General features: G+C 65.7%; 9 protein-coding genes. All 9 read left to right on the top strand.

The annotated features are described in order from the left end of the window. Window positions 1-132: 132 nt before the first annotated feature. The 9 genes from E2C06_RS27915 (at window position 133) to E2C06_RS27870 (ending at window position 10,387) form a co-directional block, all read left to right on the top strand. Entirely contained in the window at window positions 133-1,593 is a 1,461-nt protein-coding gene (locus E2C06_RS27915; protein ID WP_133291864.1) for a flavin-containing monooxygenase, read from the top strand. Between the two features lie 738 nt (window positions 1,594-2,331). Next, the gene (locus tag E2C06_RS37965; RefSeq protein ID WP_165982709.1) at window positions 2,332-2,835 is read left to right on the top strand and encodes a lipocalin-like domain-containing protein; all 504 of its coding nucleotides are present in this window, start codon (window positions 2,332-2,334) and stop codon (window positions 2,833-2,835) included. A 476-nt stretch (window positions 2,836-3,311) separates the two neighbouring features. After that, complete coding sequence (locus tag E2C06_RS27900; RefSeq protein ID WP_133291861.1) at window positions 3,312-4,718, top strand: MFS transporter; 1,407 nt, start codon at window positions 3,312-3,314, stop codon at window positions 4,716-4,718. Between the two features lie 73 nt (window positions 4,719-4,791). Next, window positions 4,792-5,826: an IS630 family transposase gene (locus E2C06_RS27895; RefSeq protein WP_133291860.1), complete on the top strand. Its 1,035-nt coding sequence runs from the start codon at window positions 4,792-4,794 to the stop codon at window positions 5,824-5,826. A gap of 269 nt (window positions 5,827-6,095) precedes the next feature. Beyond that, window positions 6,096-6,473, top strand: coding sequence for an ABC transporter substrate-binding protein (locus E2C06_RS27885; protein WP_165982708.1), 378 nt, complete (start codon window positions 6,096-6,098; stop codon window positions 6,471-6,473). 58 nt (window positions 6,474-6,531) lie between these two features. After that, window positions 6,532-6,669 (top strand): hypothetical protein, encoded by a 138-nt coding sequence (locus E2C06_RS37960; protein ID WP_165982707.1) that lies wholly within the window; start codon window positions 6,532-6,534, stop codon window positions 6,667-6,669. A 27-nt stretch (window positions 6,670-6,696) separates the two neighbouring features. Then, entirely contained in the window at window positions 6,697-8,322 is a 1,626-nt protein-coding gene (locus E2C06_RS27880) for a flavin-containing monooxygenase (RefSeq protein WP_133291858.1), read from the top strand. 158 nt (window positions 8,323-8,480) lie between these two features. Further along, window positions 8,481-9,629: an iron-containing alcohol dehydrogenase gene (locus E2C06_RS27875; RefSeq protein ID WP_206664716.1), complete on the top strand. Its 1,149-nt coding sequence runs from the start codon at window positions 8,481-8,483 to the stop codon at window positions 9,627-9,629. Beyond that, entirely contained in the window at window positions 9,626-10,387 is a 762-nt protein-coding gene (locus E2C06_RS27870; RefSeq protein WP_133291857.1) for an enoyl-CoA hydratase/isomerase family protein, read from the top strand. The genes E2C06_RS27875 and E2C06_RS27870 overlap by 4 nt, the downstream gene beginning before the upstream one ends. Window positions 10,388-10,401: the final 14 nt, after the last annotated feature.

Here is a 10,401-nt window from a genome sequence, read left to right as displayed (position 1 = left end):
AGAGCGGGGAGCCGGTCCATCCAGAGCTTGAATCAAACATCATGCGGTTACGTCAAGCGCCCGGCGAAGCCTTCCAACGCGACCCAGCAACACCGGGGATGAGCAGCTACCGAGACCGTCGGCGGCACCTGGTTGGAGAACCAGTATCCCGGCTGCGCCGTGAACACGCCGAACCACTTCTTCTCCTACTCCTTCAACCCCAACACTAAATGGACCCGTCATTTCTCCCAGCGCGCCGAAATTCACCGCTATATCGAGAACACCTTCGACAAATACGATGTCCGCCCGCATGTTCGCTTCGGCGTTGAAGTGACCGGCGCCGCCTTCGACGAAGCCGTCGCACGCTGGCGCGTGACCATCCGTCGGCGTGATGGCGGGGAGGAGACTCTCGCCTGCAATGCCCTGATCACCGCGGTCGGCCAGCTCAATCGGCCCTCCATCCCACCGATCGAGGGGCTGGACAGCTTTCGCGGCCCGGTCTTCCACACCGCGCGCTGGAACACGTCGGTCGACCTCAAAGGCAAGCGCGTCGCGATGATCGGGACAGGCGCAAGCGCGGTGCAGACCGGTCCCTCGATAGCGCCGGAGGTGGCGAAGCTCGTGGTATTCCAGCGCACGCCGCACTGGGCAATGCACAACCCGAACTACCACAAGGTGGTCAGCCCTGGGAATCTCTGGTGCCTGGAGCACATCCCTTATTTCGGCAAGTGGTTGCGCTTCCAGCTTTTCTGGGCCGGGTCGGACGGCTTCCACGCTTCGCTGCAGGTGGACCCGGACTGGCCGAGGCCGGATGTCTCGCTGAACGAAGCCAACCACAAGATGCGCGAGCTGATCGTCGACTACGTGCGAAAGGAGCTGGACGGCGACGAAGCGCTGCTAGCAAAGGTGATTCCCGGCTACCCGCCCTATGGCAAGCGCATGCTGCGGGACAACTACTGGTACCGCATGCTCAAGCGCCCGAATGTCGAGCTGGTAACGGGATCGATTGCTCGGATCACCGAGGATGCGATCGTGATGGCGGACGGCACCGAGCATGCGGTGGACGTCATCATCATGGCGACCGGCTTCCAGGCGTCCAAGATGCTTTGGCCCATGGAGATCACCGGCCGCGGCGACCGCACCATCCGCGAGGTCTGGGGTGACGACGACCCGCGCGCCTATCTCGGCATCACCGCACCCGGTTTCCCGAACCTATTCATGACCTACGGGCCCAACACCAACCTCGCGCATGGCGGTAGCATCATCTTTCACCACGAATGCCAGGTCCGCTACATCTGCCAGGCACTGCGCGAGATGGTCGAGCAGGGCTACACCACGCTCGAGGTGCGACAGGAGGTCCACGATGCCTACAACAGGCTGGTGGACGAGAAGTGCCGCAGCATGGTCTGGACCCATCCCGGCGTGACCAGCTGGTACAAGAACCGCCATAACCGCGTGACGGTGACCTCGCCCTGGCGGCTGCTCGACTACTGGAAGCTGACGCAGCATTTCGTGCCGGAGGATTTCCGCGCCGGCCGGCCAGGCCATGCGCCGCTTATCCCGGGGCAGGAGGCCGAGGCCGTCGCCTCGGTGGACCAGTTGACCGTGAGTTAGGCCGGGGCGCCTTGCCCATGGAGGCGGCGCTGGAGGAAAGCGAAGATAAGCCTGCACTCGCGCCTCCGCGTGCTGCTCGACCTCGCCAGTGGCAAGAACCTGGGGCAGCTTGCCAGTGCCTGGCTGCCTGGTTTGGCTAATGCTTGGCCACGGGGGCGGGCATGATGCAGTCGGCGGTGCGGCTGAAGGCGAGAGCGAGCCATGCACTCAGCGTACGCGAAAGCACCTGAGATCCCACCCCGGCCGGCTCCGCCAGGCAAGGTGGAGGTGCTCTGGTTTCTCGCTCCCTGATTGAGGGGAGGCCGGATGGCTATACGTCCGCTCCCTCGATCACGCGGCCAAAGCGCACCCAGGAGCGCCCGTCCCAGCGTTGGAGCTGCATGTGGCGGACCGGTTTGTAGTTGGTAGGTGACGTGCTGACGCGGATGCCCGGCAACAGTGTCGGAATCTCGAACGGTGCCCCTCTGCAGTGAACTGCCGACCCTTGAAGGACTGATCTGGCCTCACCGAGGCCACTCGCCGCCGTCTCGCCATGCCATGGTTTGTACCTGCCCGGGGCGGCGCCGCAAGTACGCAACAGAATCGGCTACGTCATTACCTCATAAAATGAACAGTATTGGGGCTAGCGCGGACCCTCGGAATAACGCTCCGGCCGCCGGAGCCATCGGCCGCGACAAGCCACCTATGTTGACGGAGCCTCCAGCGATTCTTACGCTCCTCGAACCAGAGGAAACAAAAATGGCATCGGCAATGTTGCGGCGTAACATCATGGCCATGGTTGGCGCCACGATTTCCTTACTGGGATTTCGTACCGCCCGGGCGGCAAACGCACGGGAGGCGACGACCAGTTTAATTGGCACTTGGAAGATGGTGAATGCCACGTCCCGTGATCCAGATGGCAAAGCACTTGCACGGCCTTACGGCCCGAAAGGCATGGGCCTTGTGACGCTGAATGCGGAAGGCCGGATGATGGCCGTGTTGTGCGACGGCCGTGCCGAATTGCCCGATGGCGTGAGACGCGATTACGCCTCCTACTGCGGAAACTACACGTTTGATGGCACAACATTGGTCACCAAAGTCGATGCCTCGTCTACGAGCCGGATCGCCATGGGCAGCGACCAAGTTCGCAAAGTTCGGTTTGAAGGCAACCGATTGGTGCTCACGCCCCCTCCAGCAGAGATCAATGGCGTGTTGCAGCACCGGGACATTTTTTGGGAACGGATCAGCACCGAACCGGCATGATCGGCTTCACGCGCATTTCCAGGCTGGCTCTTGAGGGGATCCGGGGTGATGGATCCAGGCCTGGGTAGCGGGACGGAACAGCCTCTTTGATGGTGAGAGGCGGGATAGCGAAGCGGCCCGCGCAAGGAGCCTAGCATCACAGTGCTGGCCGGCCATCCGCTCGGCGACAGCGGCTGACCCGCAGCAGATGCATTCCATTCCCGGACCCTGGCCGGCTGTCAGCAGGCCGGAACCCCAACCGCAGCTACCCGCCCAGCCAGTCCGGAGGCTTCTGGCGCGAGCTCTGACAGACCAATCAGGCCGGCGTGGCAGAGTAAGCCTCCGGTGCCGTCACTGGTTGAGGATTGCTACAACCGCAAGCTGCGCCCACTGTCCCCGCAGCGCGGACGAAGCTGCGCCAACCACCATGGTCCACCCATGCGTCTCAAAGGCGGATGGCCAAGCGCGAGTAACGCGCGAACCAGGAGGAAGCCACGATGAGCACCACAACATTCGGAGTTGCCCGCGGACCGACACCCATTACCGACCCCGCCCTGACCGCAGGCGGCCCGCTGGAGGAGCGGCACCTTGGCTCCCCGGCCTATCGCAACGTCGCCCAGCAGCAGAAGCTGACCGGCACGCATTGGCACATCGCCTGGGCCAATGGCCTGGGCTGGGGCTTCGATGGCATGGATGGCGCGATCTTCGCGCTGGTCGCGCCGATGGTCATGGCCGAGTTCGCCGTCGGCCTGCCCGAGTACCGGACCGGCGTGCAGATTGCCATGCTGGTCGGCATCATCGGCCTGTACCTCTGGCCCTGGCTGGCGGACCGTTATGGACGGCGCAACCTGCTCGCCATCAACATCGCTATGTTCTCGCTGATGATGCCGCTAGTGGCCTTCGCGCCAAGTTGGGGCTTCTTCGTCGCCGCCTATGCGATGTGCCGCTTCGCGCTGAACGGCGAATGGGCCATCGGCTCCATGCTGGTGGCGGAGACCTGGCCGGCGCGCCTGCGTGGCCGCATCGTCTGCGCCGATCGCGCGGCCTGGGGCGTCGGCGCGGCACTGGCCGGCACCATCACCGCCTTCGTCGTCGGCAATTGGGGCTGGCGCGCGGCCTTCATCCTGCCGGGCGTGGTGGCGCTGTTGGCAATCTACGTCCGCCTGCTCTGCCCGGAATCGCCCTATTGGGTCCGCACCATGGACCGCAAGCGGCGCATCCGCGAACATCTCTCGCATGGCACGCGGCTGAACGAGGATGATAGCGCCTGGATCAGCAAGGCCGACAAGGTGGGCGTGCGGCAGCTCTTCCTGCCGGACATGCGGCGCAACACCGCGCTCGCCACCTTCGTCGCCACCACCAACTTGATCGCCTTCTCCACCGTCGGGCTCTGGATGCCCTTGTTCCTGAAGGAGGCGCATGGCTGGTCGGCGGCGGAATATGGCAGCTTCTACATCGCCTGGGGGCTGATCGGCGTGCTCGGCATCGCCGGCGCCGGCTGGATCATTGACCGTTTCGGCCGCCGCCTCGGCTTCCTGCTGATGCTGCTGGAGGGCGCGCTGTTCCTGACCCTCTGGGTTTATGCCGATACCAAGCCCATGCTCTGGACTTATGGCCTGCTCTGGAGCATCGGCTTCCTCGGCGTCTGGGGCCCGGCGACAACCTATACGACCGAGATCTACCCAACCCGCATCCGCGGCACTGGCAACGGCTTCTCCTGGGCGGTCGCCTTCTTCATCGGCTATGTTCTCTGGCCCTTTGTCGCTGTCTGGCTACGCGAAAGTACCGGCAGCTTCGCCGCGGCCTTCCTGCTGATTCCAGTGGTGATGCTGCTGCAGGGCGCGGTGGTCTGGTTCTACAGCCCGGAGAATGCAGGCAAGGACCTCGACGGCATCCATGTCTGAATGCCGTCCCTGAGTATTATTGATCCGGCCTGGGCGGTCTTGAAGGCAAGTAGGATCCGTCCAGGTTGGGGGCATGAAGCATGTGGACATGCGCAAGCTGCCGGCGGCGGCGCAAGAGGAACGTCGGCGACAGGTGATCGGGCTCCGGCAGGCCGGCCTGACCTATGGTGCGATCGCGGCGCAGGTTGGGCTGACCCAGACCGGGGTGTTCGACATCTGCAAGCGGTATGCCGAGCGGGGTGCGGCTGGGCTGAAGACCGGGCAGCGCGGGCCCGACCCGGGGTATGGCCGGCTCCTCACGGCCGAGCAGGAGGCGGAGACGCCGGACCTGATCCGGCGGCACACGCCGGACGAGTTGGACCTGCCGTTTGCACTCTGGAGCCGGGCAGCGGTGCGGGAGCTGATCTGGCAGCGCTTCGGGGTGCGGCTGGCGGTGCGGACCATGGGCACCTACCTGGCGCGCTGGGGCTTCACCGCGCAGAAGCCGCTGCGGCGGGCTTATGAGCAGGATCCGGCGGCGGTGCGGCGCTGGCTGCGGCGGGACTACCCGGCGATCGCCGCCCGGGCCAAGGCCGAGGGCGGCGCGGTCTTCTGGGGTGACGAGACCGGCCTGCGTTCCGATGACGTGCGCGGCCGCGGTTACGCGCCGCCTGGCCGCACGCCGGAGGTGCGGGTCAACCACCGGCGGGCCAACCTCGGCCTGATCTCGGCAGTCACCAACAAGGGCGAGCTGCGCTGGATGGTGCTGGACGGCGCCATCAAGGCACCGGACCTGCTCCGCTTCCTTGCCCGGCTGGTCCGGGATGCCGACCGCAAGGTCTTCCTCATCCTTGACCGCCTGCCGGTCCATCGCTCGGCCAAGGTCCGCGACTGGCTCGTCGGGCGGGAGGCCGAGATCGAGGTGTTCTACCTCCCAGGGTACAGCCCGGAGCTGAACCCGGACGAGGGGCTCAACGGCGACCTGAAGCAGGCAGTGACCGGCAAGGCGCCGGCGCGCAGCAAGGCACAGCTCAAGCGCGCCGCCATCAGCCACATGCGCAGGCTATCGAAGCTGCCCGACCGCGTCCGCAGCTTCTTCGGGCACAAGACTTTCCGCTACGCCGCCTGATTCAAGATCGCCCAGGCCGGATCAATAGGCACCGTCTCGCCAAGCGGGCGGTCGGGGTAGCCCGGCCGCCTTGGCGCTGCTCAGTGCAGGAGAAATCCAATTGTCAGTGGGTGTGAATGACCGTGACAGGAGCCAGATAAGGCGGCGGTCTGGAACAATTCGGCGACGAAGGTGGCTTTGGCCCGCATGTCTCGTCCGCCGGTATCCCGGACCTGCCCCTTTTTGATCATCGCCATCGCCTCGTACCTTGCCAGTGTTCGTCGTGCCGTATGAAACCGCCGAAGCCGAGCCCCGGTCTAATCAGGTGGTCGGGGCCGACCACCCTGGCCTGCGTCACCCAGGCAGCGACTGAGGCGCGCCAGATGTTCCCCAACCTGCGCGTCGAGTTGATTCAAGCGAACCACCAGAACAAGCGGGATGTCGGCGTCAATACCGCCCGCGAATGGTTCGACCGGCGTGAGGTCGATGCCATTGTTGATGTAAACAATTCCGCCGTGGGCCTCGCGGTGAGCAGCGTGGCACGGGAGAAGAACAAAACTTTCCTGGCTTCCGGCGCCTCCACCGCCGCACTGACGGGCGCGCAATGTTCGCTCAATATGGCGCAATGGACTTACGACAGTTACATGCATTCCAGGTCCACCAGCTAGGCGATGATGCGGAGATGATTGATTCGGCGCCGTCACCATCCGTGCCGATGGTCGTAAGATGCATTCCGCCTATCTGTTCGAAGTGAAGAAGCCGGTGGAATCGGCGACGCCCCTCGATTACTACAAGCTGGTCGGCACCACCTCGGCCGAGGACGCCTTTCATCCCATGGCCGAGGGCAGCTGCCCGCTGGTCTGATCAGATTTCCGAGGAGGATTGGCTGCCATGCCCGATATGAATCCCGCCTCCGCCAGCCGTGAATTCGACGCGCTCATCGTCGGTGCCGGATTTGCCGGGCTGTATCAACTGCTGTGCCTGCGGGACCGGCTTGGGCTGAAGGCACAGGTGCTCGAAGCCGGGGACGGCGTGGGTGGCACCTGGTACTGGAACCGCTATCCCGGGGCTCGCTGCGATTCCGAAAGCCACGCCTATAACTACACCTTCTCGAAGGAGCTCTTCGAGGAGTGGGAATGGACCGAGCGCTACCCGGACCATGCGGAAATCCGGCGCTACCTGAACCATGTGGCTGACCGTTTCGACCTGAAGAAGGACATCCGCTTCGGTACCCGCGTGGTCGGCGCCCGCTACGATGAAGCGGCCAACCGCTGGTCGGTGACGACCGAGGCGGGCGAGACGCTGACCGCGCAGTTCCTCATCACCGCAGTCGGCTGCCTGTCCACCGCCAATGTGCCAAAATTCCCCGGCCTGGAGAGCTTCCAGGGCGACTGGTACCACACCGGCCAATGGCCACATGAAGGGGTGGATTTCACCGGCAAGCGCGTCGGCCTGATCGGTACCGGCTCCACCGGCATCCAAGCGGCCCCTGTCATCGCCGAGACGGCAGCGCACCTCACCGTCTTCCAGCGCACCGCAAACTACAGCGTGCCGGCGCACAACGTGCCGCTGTCTCCAGAATTCAAGGCCTGGGTGAAGGAGAACCACGCCGAGATCCGCCGGATCATGCATACCAACACCAATGGCCAGGCCTTCTTCATCGAGGACCGCTCCGCCTGGGACGTGACGCCGGAGCAGCGCCAGGCGCTGTATGAAGCCGCCTGGGCCAAGGGCGGCCTCCAATTCCGCGGCGTCTTCCGCGACATTCTGCTGGACAAGGCGGCCAACGATACCGCGGCCGAGTTCCTGAAGAACAAGATCCGCTCCATCGTGAAAGACCCGGCGACCGCGGCGCTGCTGGCCGATATCGACCATCCCTATGCCGCCAAGCGGCCGCCGATCGACACCGACTACTTCGCCACCTTCAACCGCAGCAACGTGTCGCTGGTGAACGTGCGGGCCGCGCCGATCGAGCGGATCACGCCGACCGGCCTCCGCACCCGGGATGCGGAATACCCGCTCGACATCATCGTCTTCGCCACCGGCTTCGATGCGATGACCGGCCCACTGCTGAAGCTGAACATCGAGGGCCGCAGCGGCCAGCCGCTGGCCAAGGCCTGGGAAGCCGGGCCGCGCAACTACCTGGGCCTGCAGGTGGCGGGCTTCCCGAATCTCTTCACCATCACCGGTCCGGGCAGTCCCTCGGTTCTCTGCAACATGCCGGTCGCCATCGAGCAGCATGCCGAATGGATCACCGACTGCATCGCGCATCTGCGCGCCAAGGGACTGGCGCGGGTGGAAACCACCGAAGCGGCGATGGCGGATTGGGTGGCCAAGGTGAATGAGGCGGCGAATGTCACGCTGCTGCCGCAGGCACATCACTCCTGGTACCTGGGCGCCAATGTGCCGGGCAAGCCGCGCGTCTTCATGCCCTATGCCGGCGGCATGGCGCGCTACCGCGCCATCTGCGAGTCGGTTACGGCCAAGGGCTATGAAGGATTCGTGCTGAGCGACTGAGGAAGCACCGGGGCGCATTCGGCGTGTTTCAAATCAGGGTAACATCCAAAACGAGAAATCCCTTTAGCGTCAAAGCTCTATCGATTTCCGGTGTCACCTGGAAATGGCACGTTTTGAACCACGCCATATGCTAGCCCCAGCCAACGGAGGAAATGCCGATGACCCGGAACGGGCGCGTGGTATTCAGCCAAATGGAGGAGGTGGTATTCGGCCGGCCAGCGGCGCAGGCGGTGGCCGAACAGGCTGAGCGCCTCGGCGCGACGCGCGTCCTGGTGATGGCAAGCGCCACCCTGGCGCGGGACACCGACCAGGTGGAGCGCATCCGTGATGCACTCGGCCGCCGGTTCGCGGCGCAGTACCAGGGCATGCCGCCGCATTCGCCGCGCGGCGCCGTGTTGGATGCGGCCCGCATGGCGCGCGAGGCGGCCGCCGACCTGATCGTCACGGTTGGGGGCGGCTCCCTGACCGATGCGGCGAAAGCGGTGCAGCTCTGCCTCGCCAATGGCATCGACAGCACCGAGGCGATGGACCGGCTGCGCCCCGGCGGCGCGCCGCTACAAGCACCGGGGCTGCGCCAGGTGGCGGTGCCCACCACCCTTTCGGCCGGCGAGTTCAGTGCCTTCGCCGGCGTGACGGATGAGCGCAGCCGGGTAAAGGAGGTGTTCCACCACCCCGGGACCATCCCCGCCGCCGTGGTGCTCGACCCGGCGATGACGCTGGCGACGCCGGAATGGCTGTTCCTCTCCACCGGCATCCGCGCGGTGGATCATTGCGTCGAGGGGATCTGCTCCGCCGAGGCGCAGTCCTACGCCGATGCGCAGGCGCTGCACGGCCTGGGGCTGCTCGCCTCCGGGCTCCCACGGGTGAAGGCGGACCCGGGTGACCTCGACGCAAGGCTGGATTGCCAGCTCGGCTCCTGGCTGTCCATGGCGCCGCTGGCGACCGGCGTGCCGATGGGCGCCAGCCATGGCATCGGCTACGTCCTGGGCGCGGCCTTCGACATCCCGCACGGGCACACCTCCTGCATCATGCTGCCGGCGGTGATGCGCTGGAACCGCGCGGCCAATGCGGAACGCCAGGCGAGGGTGGCCGCCGCCATGGGCAGCCCGGGCGGGGAGGCGGCGGAGGCGCTGCACGCCCTGATCGCCGGGCTCGGCATGCCGCGCAGCCTGGACGCGGTCGGCATCGGGCGCGACGCCTTTCCCCGCATCGCCGAACGCGCCATGGCCACGCCCTGGGTACCGCGCAACCCGCGCCGCATCGAAGGACCGGCGCAGGTGATGGAAATCCTGGAGCTCGCGGCGTGAGCCGCTTCGAGAGCTACCGCAACAAGTTCTCGTGCCTCAGGATGCGGCGCGAGGACGGCATCCTAGAGGTGCGCCTCCACACCGATGACGGCCCGCTCCGCTGGGGCCTGGTGCCGCATGGCGAGTTGCCCGACGCCTTCGCCGAGGTGGGGCGCGACCGCGACAACCGCGTGGTGATCCTGACCGGCACGGGCGAGGAGTTCTCCGGCCTCCGCGCCACGGTCGCGACGCGCTCGCTGGCCCAGGGCATCACCGCCGCGGCCTATGACCGCGTCCATTGGGAAGGCCGGGCGCTGCTGATGAACCTGCTGAACATCGAGGTCCCGGTGATCGCCGCCATCAACGGCCCGGCCTGGCGGCATTGCGAGATCCCGCTGCTGTCGGACATCGTGCTGGCCTCCGAGACAGCGCAGTTCCAGGATTCGGCGCATTTCATGTCAGGCATGCTGCCGGGGGATGGCATGCACATCCTCATGCCGCTGCTGATGGGGATGAACCGCGGCCGCTACTTCCTCCTCACCGGGCAGACGCTGAGCGCGCAGGAGGCGCTGTCGCTCGGCCTGGTGAACGAAATGCTGCCGCAGGAACAGGTGCTGGACCGGGCCTGGGAACATGCCCGCCTGCTGGCGCAGAAGCCGACGCTGCTGCTGCGCTATACAAGGTTGATGTTCACCGAGCATCTGAGGAAGCGCATGCAGGATCTGCTGGGCTACGGCCTGGCCATGGAGGGCCTGGCGCTGATGGAGCAGCCGGAATAGCCCCGCCAGGGCCA

It is taken from the genome of Dankookia rubra, from assembly GCF_004355005.1.
Lineage (GTDB): Bacteria > Pseudomonadota > Alphaproteobacteria > Acetobacterales > Acetobacteraceae > Paracraurococcus > Paracraurococcus ruber_A.
The sequence above is the reverse complement of the archived record's forward strand: the minus strand, read 5'-3'. Positions and strand labels throughout refer to the sequence as shown.